Annotated in this window: 14 protein-coding genes and 1 tRNA gene; 5 read left to right on the top strand and 10 right to left on the bottom strand. The window is 69.2% G+C overall.

All coding sequences use genetic code 11. The features are described 5' to 3' along the window. Window positions 1–15 precede the first annotated feature (15 nt). Both ACYVJE_RS15385 and ACYVJE_RS15380 read right to left on the bottom strand, forming a co-directional pair. Window positions 16–1473, bottom strand: coding sequence for a sugar porter family MFS transporter (locus ACYVJE_RS15385; protein WP_461144999.1), 1458 nt, complete (start codon window positions 1471–1473; stop codon window positions 16–18). After that, window positions 1470–2759 carry an AGE family epimerase/isomerase gene (locus ACYVJE_RS15380; RefSeq protein WP_461144998.1) on the bottom strand — a complete coding sequence of 430 codons (1290 nt, stop codon included), beginning with the start codon at window positions 2757–2759 and terminating at the stop codon, window positions 1470–1472. Before ACYVJE_RS15380 ends, ACYVJE_RS15385 begins: the two co-directional genes overlap by 4 nt. 282 nt (window positions 2760–3041) lie before the next feature. Between ACYVJE_RS15380 and ACYVJE_RS15375 the strand changes: the two genes are divergently transcribed. Further along, window positions 3042–4082 (top strand): LacI family DNA-binding transcriptional regulator, encoded by a 1041-nt coding sequence (locus tag ACYVJE_RS15375; RefSeq protein WP_461144997.1) that lies wholly within the window; start codon window positions 3042–3044, stop codon window positions 4080–4082. Window positions 4083–4527: 445 nt separating this feature from the next. Here the strand turns inward: ACYVJE_RS15375 and ACYVJE_RS15370 are convergent, their stop codons facing one another. The 5 genes from ACYVJE_RS15370 to ACYVJE_RS15350 form a co-directional block, all read right to left on the bottom strand. Beyond that, entirely contained in the window at window positions 4528–5058 is a 531-nt protein-coding gene (locus tag ACYVJE_RS15370; protein WP_461144996.1) for a hypothetical protein, read from the bottom strand. Between the two features lie 273 nt (window positions 5059–5331). Further along, window positions 5332–7428: a hypothetical protein gene (locus ACYVJE_RS15365; protein ID WP_461144995.1), complete on the bottom strand. Its 2097-nt coding sequence runs from the start codon at window positions 7426–7428 to the stop codon at window positions 5332–5334. Window positions 7429–7433: 5 nt separating this feature from the next. Further along, a complete protein-coding gene (locus ACYVJE_RS15360; protein WP_461144994.1) occupies window positions 7434–8441 on the bottom strand; it encodes a hypothetical protein in 1008 nt (335 codons plus the stop codon). Window positions 8442–8492: 51 nt separating this feature from the next. Continuing rightward, window positions 8493–9203 (bottom strand): Crp/Fnr family transcriptional regulator, encoded by a 711-nt coding sequence (locus ACYVJE_RS15355; RefSeq protein WP_461144993.1) that lies wholly within the window; start codon window positions 9201–9203, stop codon window positions 8493–8495. 52 nt (window positions 9204–9255) lie between these two features. Then, window positions 9256–9753, bottom strand: coding sequence for a Pycsar system effector family protein (locus ACYVJE_RS15350; protein WP_461144992.1), 498 nt, complete (start codon window positions 9751–9753; stop codon window positions 9256–9258). A gap of 474 nt (window positions 9754–10227) precedes the next feature. Here ACYVJE_RS15350 and vsr point away from each other — a divergent pair, with 474 nt between their 5' ends. Further along, window positions 10228–10731, top strand: a complete 504-nt coding sequence (gene vsr / locus ACYVJE_RS15345; protein ID WP_461144991.1) for a DNA mismatch endonuclease Vsr — start codon at window positions 10228–10230, stop codon at window positions 10729–10731. Between the two features lie 3 nt (window positions 10732–10734). On the opposite strand, the gene ACYVJE_RS15340 is transcribed toward vsr, so the two are convergent. Next, window positions 10735–10824: transfer RNA gene (locus tag ACYVJE_RS15340), tRNA-Leu, on the bottom strand. 332 nt (window positions 10825–11156) lie between these two features. Between ACYVJE_RS15340 and phzG the strand changes: the two genes are divergently transcribed. Further along, window positions 11157–11798: a phenazine biosynthesis FMN-dependent oxidase PhzG gene (phzG, locus tag ACYVJE_RS15335; protein ID WP_461144990.1), complete on the top strand. Its 642-nt coding sequence runs from the start codon at window positions 11157–11159 to the stop codon at window positions 11796–11798. Window positions 11799–12046: 248 nt separating this feature from the next. Here phzG and ACYVJE_RS15330 read toward each other — a convergent pair whose 3' ends face one another. Both ACYVJE_RS15330 and ACYVJE_RS15325 read right to left on the bottom strand, forming a co-directional pair. Then, the gene (locus ACYVJE_RS15330) at window positions 12047–12667 is read right to left on the bottom strand and encodes a TetR/AcrR family transcriptional regulator (protein ID WP_461144989.1); all 621 of its coding nucleotides are present in this window, start codon (window positions 12665–12667) and stop codon (window positions 12047–12049) included. A gap of 432 nt (window positions 12668–13099) precedes the next feature. Further along, window positions 13100–14959, bottom strand: coding sequence for a helix-turn-helix domain-containing protein (locus ACYVJE_RS15325; RefSeq protein ID WP_461144988.1), 1860 nt, complete (start codon window positions 14957–14959; stop codon window positions 13100–13102). Between the two features lie 296 nt (window positions 14960–15255). On the opposite strand from ACYVJE_RS15325, the gene ACYVJE_RS15320 reads away from it, so the two are divergent. Together ACYVJE_RS15320 and dapA are read left to right on the top strand one after the other, a co-directional pair. Then, complete coding sequence (locus tag ACYVJE_RS15320; protein ID WP_461144987.1) at window positions 15256–16641, top strand: NAD(P)/FAD-dependent oxidoreductase; 1386 nt, start codon at window positions 15256–15258, stop codon at window positions 16639–16641. A 101-nt stretch (window positions 16642–16742) separates the two neighbouring features. Continuing rightward, window positions 16743–17624, top strand: a complete 882-nt coding sequence (gene dapA, locus ACYVJE_RS15315) for a 4-hydroxy-tetrahydrodipicolinate synthase (protein ID WP_461144986.1) — start codon at window positions 16743–16745, stop codon at window positions 17622–17624. Window positions 17625–18084: the final 460 nt, after the last annotated feature.

The following is an 18084-nucleotide window of genomic DNA, read 5'->3' as shown; positions in this document are numbered from 1 at the left end:
CCGTTCGCGGTTCGGTCAGTCGTGGGAGGAGGGTTCACCCCCGGACTGACCGGAGTTCGGGTGGACGCCCGGGTGTTCCTGCACTCCGAGGACGCCCTTCAGCTTCTCCAACGGCACGCCCTTGGTTTCCGGCATCAGCACCAGCACCCAGATGAGTTGGACGACCATGCACGCGAAGAAGAAGGCGAAGGCCATCCCTCCACCGACCACCTCGGCCAGCAACGGGAAGATCCAGGAGATGGCGGCCGCGAACCCCCAGTGGGTCAGTGACCCGAACGCCTGCCCCCGGGCGCGGATCGAGGTCGGGAAGATCTCGGAGATGAAGACCCAGATGACCGCGCCCTGGCCGAAAGCGTGCGCGGCGACGAACAACATCACCATGACCACGACGAGCGTGCTGGCCGCGCCGGAGAACGCCTCGCCCTGGCTGAGGAAGGTCGCCGCGAGGCCGCCGAGGGTGACCAGGTAACCGAACGACCCGACGAGCATCAACTTGCGCCGTCCGATCCGGTCGATCACGAGGAGCGCGAGCATCGTCGAGATCAGGTTGATCAGCCCGACACCGCCGCTGCTGAGAAACGAAGCGCTCTCGCCCATCCCGGCCGACGCGAAAATCGACGGGGCGTAGTAGAGCACCGCGTTGATCCCGGAGAGCTGGTTGAACGCCGCGATCGCGAACGCGAGCAGGATGATCTTGCGGTGCGGGCGGGCGAAGAACGTGGCACGCCGCTCCGCGTCGTCGCTCCCGAGCGCCTCGGTGATCTCCTCGCGAGCCAGCCGCGCCTCGTCCGGCTCCGAGGTGAGGGCGACGATCACGCGTTCGGCCTCTTCCGTACGTCCCACCTTCATCAGCCAACGGGGGCTCTCCGGCACCAGGACGAGCAACAGCGCGAACGCGAGCGCGGGCAACGCCTCAACGCCGAACATCCACCGCCAGCCCGTCGCTTCGGGCGCCAGCTGAAGCACGACGTAGTTCGAGAGGTAGGCCAGCAGGATGCCGAGCACGATGTTGAACTGGAACAGTCCCACCATGCGGCCGCGGAGCTTGGGCGGCGCGATCTCGGCGTTGTAGATCGGGGCGACCGCGGCGGCCGCGCCCACCCCGATACCGCCGACGAAGCGCAGCACCATGAAGGACACCCAGTCGGGAGCGAGGGCGGAGCCGAGGGCCGACACCAGGTAGAGGATCCCGATCACGTAGAGGACCCGTTTGCGTCCGATCAGGTCGGCCGGCTTCCAGATCGCGGTCGCGGCGGCACCGGCGATGGTGCCGATCAGGGCCGTCGCGACGGTGAAGCCGAGCCCGGCCGCACTGAGGGAGAACACCCGCGTCAGCGCGTCGGTGGTGCCGGAGATCACGGCGGTGTCGAAGCCGAACAGCAGACCGCCGAGAGCGGCGATGACGGCGCTGCGCAGCGCGAGCTGTCTCCCGGCAGGATTGCGTGCCGGGGTCGGTGCGGTGCGGTCCTTCATGCCGGGGAACCTTCCTCGGTCCGAGGCCGGGCAGTGGGTGCGGTCGTGGCTCGGCCTCGACTGCTGTCGGCCAGCGCCGCGGCGAACGAGGGGGCGATCGGGAGCTCGGGCAGGAGCGCTGCCTGGTAGGCGTGGTAGACATCGGGCTTGCCGGGCCACACCTCGGCGCTGGGGAGGTTGTCGGGGTCGAGCTCGTGCCGCCAGGAGCCGTGCTCGTGGTCGACCAGGTAGCGGTCGACGTAGTCCCACCAGCGGTCGGCGAGGTCGGCGTACCTCTCCTCGCCGGTGACCCGGCGCAGGGTCTCGGCCGTGTTGATCGCCTCGGCGAGAACCCAGTGCATGCGTTCCCGGACGATCGGGCGGCCCTGCCAGTCGGTGGTGTACACGAACCCGTCGGCACCGTCGGCCGCCCAGCCGTCGGCGACGGCGCGGTCAGTCAGCGCGATCGCGGCCTCGAGCAGACCCTCCGGTGCCGCCTGACCGAGACTCGCGTTGACCGCGACGAGCAGCCTGGCCCATTCCAGCCCGTGGCCGACCGTGGCGCCGTACGGGCGGAAGGGGTCCGCCGGATGCTCGCGGTTGTGGTCGAGCATCGGTGTCCAGGAGGAGTCGAAGTGCTCGGGGATGCGCCAGTCGTTGGCCCGCGCCCAGTCGACGACGCGGGCGGCGATCCGGCCGGCGCGGCGGCGCCACACCGGATCGCCGAGGACGTCCCCGACGGCGAGGTAGGCCTCGACGGTGTGCATGTTGGCGTTGATGCCGCGGTAGTCGTCGAGCGTCGTCCAGGTGCGATCCCACTTCTCGACCGCCAGTCCCGCCTCGTCGTCCCAGAAGTGGCGCTCGTGCACGGCGGCGGCATCGCGGAGCAGGGCGTCGGCACCGGGGATCCCCGCCGCTGCCGCGGAACTGGCGGCCAGGCACACGAACGCGTGGGGGTAGGCCTCCTTGGCGTCCTCGACCGGACCGCGCGGCCCCACCGCGGCGAACCAGCCGCCGTGCTCGTCGTCGGCCAGGGTGGTCGTGAGCGCACGCACGCCGTGGGCCGCCAACGCGGTGAGGGTGGTCCGGTCGGGTCCTCCGGGGGCCGGGGGTTCGTCGGCGAGCGCCCCGAGGCTCATCACGTGAGTCATCCGGCAGGTGATCCACAGTTCGACGGGGCGCTCCGCGAGGAGCTGACCGGCGTCGTCGAGCCAGCCGAAACCGAGCTCGTGACGGGCGCCCCGGGCGAACCGCAGGAGATCGGCCCGCTGCGCGGCGAGGTAGGCGCGGTCGCCGGGACTGGACATCTGTTCGCTCCTTCGTGGTGACCTGCCGGGGGCCTGTTTCGTCGTGGTTGACCCCGCGGTTGGCACGTCAACTTAGCAGCGATGTCATCGATGTCAATGGAACGTCTCGCATGCTTGCGGCGCTCGCCGCGTCGGAACCCACTGGCAATCACCACGGGCCACCGGTGTGATCACGGTCGCGCGGGGAACCGGACGGCGTGCGTGACATCGATGGACACGGAGCGGGCGATGCGGGGTGCCCGTCGTCCGAGGCTAGAGTCACGGCTGAGGAAGGAGGCGGACATGACAGCTGATCTCCCCCAACGGCAGGGGCACACCACGCTGCAGGATGTCGCCCGCCTGGCCGGGGTGAGCGCCAAGACGGTGGCGCGGGCGATCAACGCGGAGAACAACGTGCGCGCGGACACCCGTGAGCGCGTCTTCGCAGCGGCCGCGGCGTTGAACTTCCGGCCGAACCGGCTGGCGCGCGAGCTGCGGCAGGGTGCGCGCACCAGCGCCGTGGGACTGGTCATCGGCAACCTCGACAACCCCTTCTACTCCCAGCTCGCCGCAGGCGTCGATCACGCCCTCCGCGAGCACGACCTCGAGCTCATCATCGCCTCGACCGACGACGAACCGGAGCGGGAGAAGGTCGTTGTGCAGGCGATGCTCGAGCGCCGCGTCACCGCCCTGATGCTGGTTCCCGCGTCGGCCGACCACAGCTACCTCGAGGGGGAACGACACCGGGGGCTGCCGATCATCTTCCTGGACCGACCGCCGGTCACGGTGGTTGCCGACAGCGTGCTCTGGGACAACCGCACCGACGTCCGGAAGGCGGTGCACGAGCTGACCGCACGTGGCCACAGGCGCATCGCTGCCCTGGCGGACAGCCCCGAGCTCTTCACCGCCGCGGAGAGGATCTCCGCGTTCCGCGGGGCGCTGACCGAGGCCGGTATCGAACCGGACGAAACGCTCGTCCTGGGGAGCATCCACGACGTAGCGTCCGCCGCCTCCGCGACTGCCGACCTGCTCGCCCGCGATGACCCGCCGAGCGCCATCGTCGCCCTCAACAACCGGATCAGCGTCGGAGCGGTCAGCACGCTGCTGCGAGATGATCCGGCGTGCGCTTTCGTCGGCTTCGACGACTTCGACCTCGGCGAGCCCCTGGGCATCAGCGTGATCGCCAACGATCCCCGGGAGATGGGCTACCACGCCGGCCGGATCGCGCTGCGGCGGCTCGAGGACGGCACCGGTGCGCCCGAACGGGTCTCGTTGCCGACCCGGTTGATCCAACGCGGCTCGGGGGAACGTCCGGCGCCATCACCGACCCCCTCCACCAGCTGACCCAGTGTCCGCTCCTGGTCCACCCGGCAGCAGCTGATACGCACTTCGCTCTGACCGGTTGAGATGGGCGTGGTCGCCGTGCACCCGGACGGCGATGCGGCGGGTACCGCCACTCGCCCGCAGCACCAGCAAGCACGGAGGTTGTCCGTCGCGCCCTCGGATTCACGAACACATACCACGAAGAAACCCCGCACCGCGAAAGTCCGGATCAAACCGGACTCTCGCAGTGTGGGGTTTCGTCATGTCGGAGGGGCGAGTTGCGCGCTGACCACACGGATCGAGCTGCGCGATCCCGAGTGATCGTGGTGGCATCACCGCCCCGGCGCCGAGACCATGCAGGGACGAGATCGTCACGGGCGAATGCGCAACGAGCAAGACTTTCGCACACGACGTGCGGGGCGGCTCCCCGCCCCGCACGTCGGAGCTTCCCGACCTGAGGGGAATCCTATTGGTCGCTCGTTCCGCCCCCTTCAAGCTCCTCCAACCGAGCGGACAAATCCTCTCGGCCGTACTTGGCGAACATCTTCTGCAGCGTGTTGATCAAGAGGATTCGCTCCTCCTGGTCGGCGGCTGCCAACATCTCGTCGACGAACCCTCCTGCCGAGTCCGATCGCGTGGCAGTGTTCAGGATTTCCCGCAAGTCGCGGAACTGCTCGGCAACGGTCACCACCTTCTCGGGTTTGTCCTGGTTGTCGAGGAACCACGATGCCGTCGCCCGGAGCGGATCGAGGAGCACCGAGGACATCCTCGCCTCCTGGTGGGTGCGCTGCTGGCTCTGCCACGACAACGCGACGTGCCGGCGTGCCGCCTCTTCACGTGCGGCGACGGCCGCCACCAGCTCCTCATCGGCATCGGTCGAGGTGCACTGACCGCGCGCGAACACGTTCGTCCCATCGACCTTCCGCCACTCGGCCAGAGCAGCGTTGAGCTCGACGCGCAACCGGTCCGTGGCGGTCAACGCGTGCTGCCTGCTCACCTCCTCGGCCCGGCGGATGATCCCCGCCCAAGCTATGTCCGCAGGAGAGGAAGGGGCTAATGCGTTGCCGCCCCACCTCGCTTCGAGGGACAGCCCCACGTTGAAGTGCAGTGGCTCGTCAGCGCTGGCAACTGGAAGGCCGTCGGCGCTCGAACGGGTCGTAAACGGGCCCTCGCGCGGGGCTTCACAATCCGCAGAAGTCATGCCTTCCCGAACTTCCCAGCGATGCCGCAACAGCCACCTCCACAGGGACACCGGCACGATCTCGTCCTCCTACTGCCAGAGGGGGTCGACTTCGTCCAGCCGCGTCCACAGCTGGTGCACCACGGAGGCCATCGGATCGTCCCCGAGCACGCCCAGGTCGCGTGAGGCGCACTCACCCCAACTGATGCGGTGCACTTGCGCGATCACGATCGAGTCTGAGTCGGTAGCATGCACGAGCGATTCCACCATGGAGTCTCGCTGGCGCGGGGAAACCGCAGATGCTGCGCGGAGCCAGCTTTGGACGATGGTCCGGCTGTCCTGCGGAGGCATGGATGCGAGAGCTCGCTTCCAGAAGGAGGTGGCAACCTGGACATCGATCTCCTCGCTCTGTTCCTTCAGCACGTCCGCGACGGCCTCCGACAGGAGGTGCAGACGTGCCGGCGACGCACCGTCGAACCACTCCGACACGTACCGCAGGAACTGGGAACCATCGAGTTCGATACCGATCTGGTGAACGGCGTCGTGCACCGATTTTCGAACTGTTCTGTTCTCCGTGTTCGCCAGGTGTTTGAGGCGGGTCAACGCCACTCGTGGGAAAGACTGCCCGATACCCGCGCACACTTCCGCAGTCATCAGCTGGAGATCGGCGCTCTCGCCCCTCGACCACTCCCAGAGCTTCTGCCGCACGTCCCTGCCAAGGGTCGGGTCCATGGCCGTCGTGGTCAGCAGGCGCACGGCGATGGACCGCCGAGAGCGGTCCGAGGTTGTGTTGGAGGTCTCAGTTCCGCCCGAGTCCTTGCCCGCCTTGGTCATCGCCCACTCACGGGCCAATTTGACCGGGATACCGCCCCCTCCTTCACCGGACAGGTCAGCGACGCGGTCAACGAGATTTTCCAGTTCGTTGCGTTCCAAGTCGCGGATCCGATCGGGCAGCTGCCGGATCCAGTCCAACATCCGCGGTCGGATATCCGGATGCTCCCGCCAGAAATGGCGCAGCACCTGAGCTCCGAAGTCCGAGAACCGGAACTCCCGGTTTTCGGGGTCGAAGTACTCCTCGTCGAGGTCACCCAGCCTGACGAACGGGCTCAGGCGCAGCAGCGGCACGGGTTGTTGCCGCTCAACCTGGTTGAGCTCGAGCATCCGATCGGAGGCTTCCACGATGTGCTTGGCCGAAGCCCTCTCCAGCAGGGATGCCGCCAGCAGGAGGGCGAGCCACTCCGCGTTGCCGTTCGCCTGATGTTCTTTGATCCTTTTGCGGAGCTCGGGAGTTCGGCTGTGCAGCTCGTTGTCCAGGAGTCCCCGGAGAACGTGTTCCGGATCGCTCCCTTGCTTGATGCGATCCGAAACGGTCTCCGCGAGTTCCCTGACCTTCGGCGGCCACAGGTGCTCCAGGCTTTGAGCCGAATCGGTTCGCTCGACGAGCGCACGGCCGTCCGCCCCCACCAAGTGGTGCTCGAACACCGCGGTTGAGGAGGGCTTCCCCAGGAGGTACGTCCGCCCGGGGAACTGCTCCTCGAACCAGCTCGTGTGCTCGGGTGGCAAGAGCAGGATCAAGTAGCTCCGGTACTGCTCGAGCTGCTCGGTGAACTCGACGAGACCGCGTTGGACTTCCCTGATGTCGCCCAGCTCGGACTTGCGGAGGTCGATCAGCACTGCTGCGGGTTGCCGTTCCACCAACAACGCGTCGGCGTGCATGCGGAAACCCGGATCGCTCAACTCCTCCCGGACGACGAGAGCCGAGTACGTCTTCTGCAACTCGTATCCGAGCCGTTGAGCAGCGGCGAACTGGCCGCAGTCGAACCCCTGAGCGCCGATCAGCAGGACCCGGCGCCGGTGCAGCGTTTGGAAGGCCGTTTGGCTCTCGCCGTCAGCCGGTTCATCGAGCAACCCCGGCGGTGGCACGTAGCTCGCTGCCAAACGTTGCAGGGCTTCGGGGTCCTGGAGTCCGCGCCCCCTCTTCTTCTGGGGGCGCGCCTGCACGATGATTTCGGTTTTGTCGCCCTGGACGAGGTCCCGTCCGACCGAAAAGGAGCTATTTCCGGAGGCCGAGGCCGTCGGTTGGTGAGCGGCCTCCCTCTCCGACCCCGGCGCCACCGCGGGAGCGGGGCCTCCCCGCGGCGGAGGTGAGTCGGGCAAGGCGTACCCATCGATGTCGTGAGGATCCACGGCACTCACCCTTCCACCGCGTCGTCATCGCCGCGGCGACCACTTGACGGACCGAAATTCGCGTCACCGCTCGTGTGAAATCGACCGGAGAACTCCTGCTCGGTCTTGTGCGTTGATTGGTCAATATCCCTGCCGACCGAAATCGAACTGCTGCCGGTTGCCGCAACACCACCGTTGACATCGCGCACCGAGCTGTCGTGGATCCCGCCGTGCACGTCGCGGGTCTGCAGGGCCTTCGCCGCGGTGCCGAGGAGCACGTTCGAAATCTCCATCCCGTCCACATCGGCTTCGTGCACGCTCCCACTCGCCTGGGCCTGCTCGGTGGGTTGCCCGCGCAGCAGACCGGAGCTGAGCAGTTCGCCGGATGGCACTGGTGCGCGCAAGTAGCCGGTACCCGTGTACTCCTTGGATTCGACCTTGAGGGGTGCTTCGACGAACTCGCTGGGTTTCCGCGTGCTCAGCCCGGCCTCCACGACGCGTTCCATGACCTCTCGGGAGAGCACGGACGCCACGAGCGTGACGTTCGGATCGGAGTGGTCGAGCAATGACTGGACCGGGGCTGCGTCGATCATGCGATTCGTGTCGACCATGACCTTGCCCGACGGGGAGTCAACTCCGGAAGAATCGTCCAACATCGCATCGAACGACTGCGCTGGGCCGAGGTGCAGGCTTGCGCGCAGTCGGAGCTCGACCTCCGCTTCCCGGAACTCACCGGCACGACGACGCAGCTCCGCCTGCAGGGCGTCGAAGAACCTGTCGACGACGGCGGGCAGATGGTCCGGGTGGAACCCGAGGAGGTAGCCGTCGCCGCGGAAAGCGCGGAACCTGGTCTGCTGCCACATCTCCGCGAGACCGGCGCGGTTCGCGGCCTGGTCGAGGACATCGGGCAAGAACTGCTCCGCGATCGCCTTCTGCTGGACATCGTTGTGCCTGCTGAAATGGCGGACGTCCACTGCGAGCATCCCCGTGTACTCGCCGACCGAACCGTTGTCGGCTGCGAATTCCTGGTCCATCAGTGCTCCTTCACGTCTGGGCGTGCGACCGACGGGATCGAGGCTGCCGGGTCATCTCGCGGTGTTCTGTCCAGAACTGGACACATCGACGCCGCTGGCAGCCCGAAGTGCGGTGACGTCGCTCACGTGGAGCCTTCCTCGGGAAATGCGCACAATCCCCGCTGCTTTCCAGTCGGCGAGCACCGGGGTGACGGCTGAGCGCGCCAATCCCAGGCCCGAGGCCAACTCTTCCTGCGACATCGCGATGGTGGTCGGGCACGGATGATCGGGACCTGCGGCGTCGATGAGCGCGGCGAGGAAGTCGGCGAGTCGCGCCGCCGCACTGCGGTGGGCCAGTTGCCAGGCGTGCGCGGCGCTTTCGCGCATCTTGCCCAGTATGTAAGCGTTCAGCTTCGCCCCCAGCTTGAACCGGTCGACGAGTTCGCCGAAGCGCTCGTCCGGGAGCTTGTAGGTGATGCCGGGTTCGATGGCCTGCACGGTGGCCGACCGCGGACCTCCGTCCTGCCCTGAGAACTCGCCGATCAGGTCACCGGGGCCGCGGACGGCGAGGGCGAGTTCGCGGCCGTCGGGTTCGGCGTGCACGACCTTCAAGCGTCCGGACAAGCACAGCAGCACCCAGCCGCCCGGAGCGCCTTGGTGCAGCACGCGCTCGCGAGCGCTGTGCGCGATGCGCACACCATGCTGCACCAGGCTCGCCCAGGCCTCGCTCGATACGAATGAGCGGAAACCGCGCGGACTGCGGGGAACTTCGACGTCGTTCACTCCCAGATGTGTAGTTGTTGATCGTCGAGCGTTGGTTCGGAACGCCGCGGTGTCACACGAACAGCCCTGTCCAGCCTGCTGCCAACGCGACGAGCAGCGCGGCGCCGAACATCCAGACGGCCGGTGCGACTGCGCGGAACTTGCGCCGTGCGATCCGACTGGTCGCCCACACCTGCCGGGTGAGCGACAGCTGCAGCTGCTCGCCGTCTTCCAGCAGTTCGCCGTAGGCCGGCGCGAAACCGTCCGGTGCCGGGTACCAACGGGCGATGTTGGCGAAGTAGAGGAGGGACCGGGAGCGGTCCGTGTTGAGACGCGGTGCGAACACCCCGAGCGCGGAGACGGCGCTCAAGCTCACCAACCCCAGAGCGCAGAGCAGCAGCCCCGCGTAGAGCCACCTCTCCGCCCAACCGTCCGATGCCGGCAGAGCCTTCACCAGCACGCCGCCGAGCACGCCGTCCGCGGCCAGGACAGCTCCGGCCTTGGCGTCCGCGACCTTGATGAGGTCGGTGTTCTGCTGGAGCGTCTTCCACGCGTCTTCGGTGTTGACCATGGTTCCGAGTCTGCTCAGCACCAACCCGGCGAGCGCTACCCGCCGTCGGGTGACGCAGCTGCCGGCGCGTCGTCGGGGTCGGTTCGCTCGCTTCTCGGGGCGGTGGAGCGGGCGTGGGCGGCTCCGCTCACCACCGGGACCTCGCCTCCGCGAACCGCGGGCCTGGCTCAGGAGCCGCCACGCACGGGCGTGCCGCCTTCGGAGCGATGCGGAGCGCGCCCACGCCCTCGTCACCGAACTGCCCGCCCCGGAGCCGCGGTGGCTGGCGCCGGAGGGGCTGGGGGGCGCTGCGAACCGCGGAGGGCCTTCAGCTGATGACAGGCCTACGTGTCCAACTGCCGCCTCACCTCCACGGAAAGCCGGCGAGTCGGCCACCACTTCGCACGAGCGCGGAGGTCGATCTGCTAATCAACTCCGGCCCCCGCGAGCGCGCGGCCGCTCGCTCCTACCAACTCCGATTTCGGGGGTGCGTGGATGAACAGCTACCAATACGTCGATCCAGGCCCCACCCCGCCTGCATCGTCCCCGGCGACGGCGAAGGTGATGCGCAGGACGGGGCGCCGGGACACGCGGCCCGAGCTGCGGCTGCGCCGCGAACTCCACCGGCGGGGATTGAGGTACCTCGTCGATGCTTCGCCGAAGGGAACGAACCGGCGCCGGCGGGCCGACATCCTCTTCCGCGGGGCGCGCATCGCGGTGTTCGTGGACGGCTGCTTCTGGCACTCGTGCCCGGAGCACGCACACCTGCCGAAGAGCAACCGGGAGTGGTGGCGCCGCAAGCTCGCAGGCGTGGTGCGGCGCGACCGGGACACGGACGCCGAGCTCACGACAGCAGGCTGGCTCGTCGTGCGCGTCTGGGAACACGAAGACCCCGGAACCGCTGCCGACCGGATCGAACGACTCGTGCGCGAGCGAGGCAGCGGCCCGATCCGGCGCCGAAAACAACAAAACCCAGGTCACAAGCTTGACCTGAGTTGAGTGTGGTGTCGGAGGGGGGACTTGAACCCCCACGCCCTGTCAATAGGGCACTAGCACCTCAAGCTAGCGCGTCTGCCTTTCCGCCACTCCGACGCCTCGGGGCGTTGTCCTCCGCCCCGCTGTGTTGTGCATACAGATTAACCCATGGTCGGCTGGGGCGTGCACACCCCCCTCCCTTCCTCGGCTCGCCAGTTGCAGCGATGCTGTGACCTGCGCAAATGCAGCGCTTCGCTGCGGCCGGGAGGTGCGCTCGGGGGTGCGGATCCTCAGCGCGTGGCCGGGGGAGGGGTCTTCGAAATCCCGAATCCGTCCCCGGCCTCGGGAGATGCCGGTACCGTTGATCAACGCGGGCCCCGGTCCCGACCGGGCGATCAACTGAACCACATGGCTGGAACATCCACGCGCGATCGGGAGGGACGGCAGGCATGACGGCGCAGGAGCAGACCCTCGGCGGTGACACCGCTCTGGTGCTGCCCGAGTTCGACACCCCACCGCAGGACCCGCACCCGCTGATGCGCGACTGGCTGGGCTCCGCAGTCGCCCACGAGGTGCGCGAGCCGCACGCGGCGGTGCTGGCCACCGCTGACAGCTCGGGCAGGGCGTCGAGCCGCGTGCTGCTGGTGAAGGAGCTCGACGAACGGGGACTGCTCTTCACCGGCTCCCGGGGCAGCCGCAAGGGACGGGACCTGGCCGTGACGCCCTGGGCTTCGCTGACCTTCCACTGGCGTGAGACGCTCCAGCAGCTCACCGCGCAGGGGCCGGTGGAGGCCCTCACCGACGAGGAGTCCGATGAGCTGTTCGCCCGGCGACCGCTCGTCGCCCGGGCGACCACGGCGGCCTCCCGGCAGAGCCGTCCCCTCGACGACGCCACCGCGCTCAAAGCCCGGGCGGAGGCGCTCGCCGGCACGGGCGGTCCGATCAGCCGCCCCGAGGAGTGGACCGGTTACCGGCTCGTTCCGCAGGCCGTCGAGTTCTGGCACGGCAGCCCCGACCGGTTGCACCGGCGGTTGCGCTACGACCGCACCGCCGGCACCGCTGCCTGGACCCACCAGCGGCTCCAGCCGTGACGGTGTTCCGCTTCCTCCGCCGCGGGAGACCCCCGCACGGGGACGTGCGTCGGGACCGGGAAACGATCGCGGAGGAAGTGGGGCGCGTCGGTGGCCGGTGCGGCGGGCCGGGCACCGCGCGGTGCGGCCCTCGTCGCCACGGGCTCAGGGTTGCAGGCGGGGCAGCGCGGGGGAGTTGTCGCGGTCGATCGCGCGGCGCAGCTCGTCACCGAGCGGCGAGCGCTTCCGCGCGCTGGCCCCGAACGCGGTCACCCGGTGAGGTGCGCGGCGGCGTCGAAGATCGCGCGCGCGTGGAGTTCGAAGAGCCGGACGAGGTCGACGGAGTCCCCGCCGACCTCCTTGGCGATGAACAGCCCGTCGGTCGCGGCCACGGCGTAGGTGGTCAGCAGCTGGACGGCGTGCTCGTCCAGCGAGGGTTCGACTTCGCGCACGATGTCGGCGAAGTGCCGGTGCGCGGTGCCGCGGAGCTGGAGGAACACGGTGCGGGCGCTGGGGTCCTCGGGGTGCCGTTCCAGGGCCAGCATCAAGCCGAGCCGCAGGAAGCCGGGTGCTTCGAGCAGCGCCCCGGCCACGTCGCGGGCTAGCTCGACCACGCGGTCCTTCGACGTGTCGGCCACCTCGTCGGGCAGGGTGACGGTGGCCAGCCAGGTGTGGAAGCTGCGTTCGATGACGGCCGCGATCAGCTCGTCCTTGTCCTTGAAGTGCCGGTAGATCGAACTGACCGGGAGTCCGCACCTGGCGCTGACCGCGGCGATGCTGGTACCCTCGTAGCCGCGTTCGCCGGCGACCGCGGCGGCGGCGTCGAGGACCTCGCGGCGGGATTCCTCGCCATCGGCGCGGCGTTGGCGCGCGGCGCGCTGCTCGGTCATCACTTCACCTCCGTCACCTTCCCCATGCTGCATCGATCGCTGCGGCGCGTGCTCGTCGATGATGGTCCGGCCGACCGGCGCGCGCCCCGGTGCTGAGGCCCCGGTGCGACCTCGGTTCCCGGGTGTTCTCGTCGATGACGACGGGGTCCGGCCGAGCTCCACGCGAAACGGGAGGGGTTTGGACGCAGCGGGGCAGTGCGCGGTCGTTGGCGCGGTACCAGCAGGACGGCCGCGCGACGGGGGGATCGGCCGGAACGTGGCCAAGCGGGCTCGGATCCGCCGCCAGGGCTCGTCGGACCCCCGGCCCGACGCGGCGCAGCGCTGACCCGAGGCGAGCACCCGCCCTCCGGTGCGGTGCCCCGTTGCGCCGTCGCGGCGCCGAGGTGTGCGGCAGCGGCTCCGGAGGGCTGGTCCCCGAGGTGACCGGTGTGCTCAGTGGACGCCCCGCGGATCGTCGCGGCGGAGGGGAGGCTTGCCGGCGAGGGTGACCCAGAGGTTGGGGTCGAAGTGGTCTTGCGGCAGCTGGGCGACCATGTAGCGGACGCTGCGCTCGATCTTCACCCGCCAGCGCCGGGCGGCTTCGGCGCCGTCGGCGTTGTGCACCGCCTCGTAGATCCCCGCGTCCTCGCGCGCGATGAGGTCGACCACTTCGGCCCAGTCCAGCTGCAGCGCGGAGTTGAACATCCGCAGGCGCATCGTGAGCCGTTCGAAGATCATGCCCGCCTGGGGCAGCCGGGTCGTCCGCGCCACCACGTCCTGGAACCTGAGGTCGGCTTCGCCGATCTGGGCGCGGTCCTCGTCCCGGGCGACGGACTGGACCTGCGCCAGGGCGGTGCGGACCGGACGCAGCTCGGAGCGGGGGCGCATGGCGATGCGGCGCATCAGCAAACTCCCCACCGAGGCGCGCAGCGCGTACAGGTCGATGATGTTCTCGGCGCTCACGTGGGGAGCGGCGGCTCCGCGGTTGGGGAGCAGTTCGAGCATGCCCTCCTCGGCGAGGACCCGCAGGGCCTCGCGCACCGGCCCGCGGGAGACGCCCAGCCTGGCTGCCAAGGGGGCTTCCTTGACGCGCTCACCCGGTTTGAACCTCCCGCCCGCGAGTTCCTCGCGGACGAGCGCGGCCACGCGGTCGGCGATTCGCGGGGGTGACGAGCCCGAGGCCGCGGATGGCTCGGCGGCTTCGCGGCCGTCCCGGGCGGAGTCACTGGTTTGCACAGCATTCAGCTGATCTGAGTCATAAATGAGGCCGTGGTAGTCCTGGTCGCCGCTCCAGAGGGAGCGCGGGCTCTTGGTCCACGTGAACGGCCGTGCCGGTGGGGTCGAGCTGCTGCACCAGGCTCGGATGTCCTCCCGCAGCCCCGCCAGCGATGCGCTGAAGCCGAGCACGTGCTCATCGCTGGGCAGCGGGTTGCGCGCCAGGAGGGCGTCGACCTCGCCGAGCCAGGAGCCCTCCGGGGGCACGACGTGCTGGTGGAGTCGCGGGTGCGCCTGCAACCAGTCCGCCAGCGCGTCCTGATCTGCAGCAGTGAACCCGTCGACGAGCAGGTGGACCGCCATGCTGGCCGGCACGCTGCGTTGCAGGCGTTCGAGGAACGCCCGCAACGAGGTGAACCGCTGGGAACCGCCGGCCTCCGCGTCGCTGCCGACCTGCGCGAACGCGTTCGCCACCGCGAGGACCTCGCGGGCCTCCCCGGTGCGGCGCTGCATCGAGGCGGTCGACTCCGCCGCCCCGCCCTCCGGGGAGGGCGCTGCGTCCTCGTCGGCCGCGACGGCCAGGACCCGCGTCGGCGGGGCGAGGAACAGTCCGACCACATCGCGGATGCGGTTCGGCAGCGGGGCGCGGTCGGCCCCGCCCCCCGCGGAGGGGTGCGCCTGCTTCGCGCCGAGCCGGTAGGTGCGCCAGATGCGGCTCACCGTGGCCTGGCTGGCCCCGACCGCGGTGGCCATGGAGCGCGTCGACCACCGGCGCCCGGAGGGGGCCGGTTCGAGGAGGCGGACCAGCACCTCGCTGACGAGGGTCTCGTCGAAACGCGGCGGACGGCCGGGGCGGCGCCGCTCGGCGAGGCCCTCCAGGCCTTCGGCGAGGTACCGCGAGCGCCACCGGCGCACCGCGTCCGGGGACACGCCGAGCTGCTCGGACACGGCCTTGCTGGTGCCCTGCTGCTCGCAGGCCAGCACGATGCGGGCACGCAGCGCCAGGGCCTGCGAGCACTTGCGACTGCGGGTCCAGCTCAGGAGCGCGGCACGTTCGTCCTCGCTGAGGACCACCGCGTCGGGCGGGCGTCCTGCCATGCCGACCAAGAATACGACGACTTGTGACTCAGCACCAGCCTGATGCCGGAACGGGATGCACGAGCGTTGTTGGCGAACGGCCTTCTTCCCATACTTCGTGGCAATCCGGCGGTCACCCCGTCGATGCCCGCAAAAAACCGTGAATTCCCACCCGACCAACCAGACCCCGCCTGCCCGACAACGCAGCAGCAGCGCGTTCGCCATCGCGCGAGGTCCGCAGACCGTCGCGTCACGTGATCGGTGCCTCGCTCTGGTGCGGCGGGGCGTTCGCAGGATTTCCAGGAAGGCTGTTTTCGATGAAAGACGTCGTCGTCGTAGGTGGCGGAATCGCCGGGCTGTCGGCCGCGTGGCGACTGCGGAACTGGAACTCGCTCCTGCTCGAATCAGAAGGGCGGGTCGGCGGGCGCATCCGCTCGGAACGCCGTGGACCGTACTGGCTCAACTGGGGCGGGCACGTCTTCGCCGGCGGCGATTCGGCGACCGCCCGGCTGCTCGGCGAAACCGGTACCGATGCCGTGGAAGTGCCGGGGTCGCTGGCCGGGTTGGCGATGAACGGCAAACTGCTGCTGAACAGCCGGGTGGAGAGCTATCCGTTCCGGATCCCGATGACGTGGTCGGCCCGCCTCGGCGTGCTCAAGACGGGGATCAAAGTCGCTCTGGCCGTCGCCCGCTACTCGCGGGTGGTCCGGCCGCGGACCGGTGAGGACGCGGCGGCCCGGCAGCAGCGGATCTACGAATTTCTCAACGATCGCAGTTTCTCCGATTTCATCGGGGAACTGCCCGAAGACGCCGGGGCTCTGTTCGAACCGACCGTGACCCGCTCCTCCGCGGACATCGACGAGATCTCCGCCGGAGCCGGGGTCGGTTACTTCAGCTTGGTGTGGAACATCGGCGGTGGCCTTTCGCAGAACATCCTCGGCGGGCCCGCCACGCTCACCGAAGGCATCGCCGCGGCCCTGTCCGACCGCGTCGAGTTGAACTCGGCCGTCGACGAGATCGTGCACAAGCAGGATTCGGTCGTCGTCCGCTACCGGCAGGACGGGGTCGACAAGGAAGTCGAGGCGAAGAGCGTCGTGCTGGCCACCCCCGCGACCGTCGGGCACCGGATCGCGGTCGACCTCGACCCCGACGTGCGCGAGGCGCTGTCGAAGGTGGTCTACGGGCCGTACGTGAGCGCGGCGTTCCTCACCGGCGAGACCGAACGCCAGGTCTGGGACGACGCGTACGGCATCGCCACGCCGAAGCGCTCGTTCAACATCGCGTTGAACATGTCCAACGTCGCGCGGGCGGGAGAGGTGGAACGACGGCCCGGCAGCAGCATCATGACCTTCTCACCGGGCAGTCTGGCGCGCGAGCTCCTCGAACGCGACGACGACGAGATCCTCAAGACCTACCTCGACGACCTCGACGAGGTGCTCCCCGGGTCCGCCGGCAAGGTCGTCGAGGCACAAGTGCAGCGCTGGCCCACCGGCGCGCCCTACTGCTTCCCCGGACGCGGAAAGCTGCAACCGGCGTTGTCCCGGCGCAGCAGCCGCGTGTTCCTCGCCGGCGACTACCTCGGGACGTTCTACTCGGAAACAGCGGTCCAGACCGGGCTTTCCGCGGCCCGGGAGATCCAGAGCCTGCTGGCCACCGAACGGCAGGGCGGCCGCACCGAGCTCCCGCCCGTGCCCGCCGAGTAGTGCCCGTCGAGCAGTCCTCCGCCCGAATCCGAAACCCAGACACCACCGTCCGACACCGGTCGATCGGTTCGGACCGCACCGCATCCCGAGGGGAGATCCTGATGAATCCGGAATTGAGCGGTGTTCTCACCGCGCTGGCCACACCGTTCACGAACGATGAGCAGATCGACGTGGGCAACGTGCGGCGCCTGGTCGACCGCACCATCGAGGGCGGCGTCGACGGTGTCGTCGCCTGCGGCTCCACCGGGGAGTTCGCCGCGATGAGCGGTGCGGAACGGCGCCTGGTCGTGGAGACCGTGGTCGAGCAGGCGGCCGGGCGCGTGCCGGTCGTGGCGCAGACCGGTGCGGTGAGCACGGCGGAGGCGATCGAGCTGTCGCAGCACGCGCAGGACGTCGGCGCCTCGGTCCTGATGCTGGTCACGCCGTACTACGAGCCGCTCACGCTCGACGAAACCCGCCGCTACCTGCGCACGGTGGCCGAGAGCGTCGACCTGCCGGTCATGCTCTACAACCTCCCCGGTGCGACCGGTGTCAACCTCGCACCCGAGCTGGTCGGGCAGCTCGCCCGCGAGGTCGACAACATCCGCTACATCAAGGACACCAGCGCCGACATGACGCAAGTGGGGCAGCTCATCCACCACCACGGCGACGTCATCTCGACCTTCGTCGGCTGGGACAGCTTCTTGCTCTCCGCGCTCACCGAGGGCGCGGCCGGCGTCATGGCCGGTACGGCGAACGCGATCCCGGCCGAGCTGGTCTCCATCCACCGGGCGGTGCGCGCCGGGGAATTCGACCGCGCACGCGCCGAGTGGTCCCGGATCTACCCGCTCATGGACGCGATGATGTCCGCCCCGTTCATCCCCGCCGTCAAGACCGCGTTGAACGCAACCGGGTTCCCCGCCGGAAAACCCCGCAGCCCGTTGCTCGAAACCGATCCCGCGCCGGCCGAGACCATCGCGTCGCTGATCGCGAAGTTGGACTGACCGTCCGCACGACCACCCGCACCGCGGAAAACCGCGGCGCGAACGCCCGGGACGGATCCGCGCACCGATCCGGCCCGTACCTGGAAAGCGAACTGCGGGCGCAGCACCGGTGCAGCGCAGCCGCAATCGCGCAGCACCGGTGGTCCTGCGCCGGTGCATCCCGCCGGGACCAACGATTTCGTTCGAACCGCCCCGGGCTTTTTCCCGAAATGACGCAACGATGGAGGAAGCATTCCCATGAGCACCTCAGCTGAATCCACGACCGCCGCGGTCCGCCGAGCCACCGATGCGCGATCGTGGTCTGCGAGCGCGGATCTTCCCCCGTCCCGGCTTTTCGTGGACGGGGAGTTCGTGGAGGCTTCGTCGGACCGCGTGATCGAGGTGGTTGATCCGTGTTCGGAGGAGGTGTTGTGCGGTGTGCCTGCGGGCACGGCCGCTGATGTGGATCGGGCGGTGGCCG

It is taken from the genome of Salinifilum aidingensis (assembly GCF_054782015.1).
This window is presented reverse-complemented; position numbering and strand designations above follow the sequence as displayed.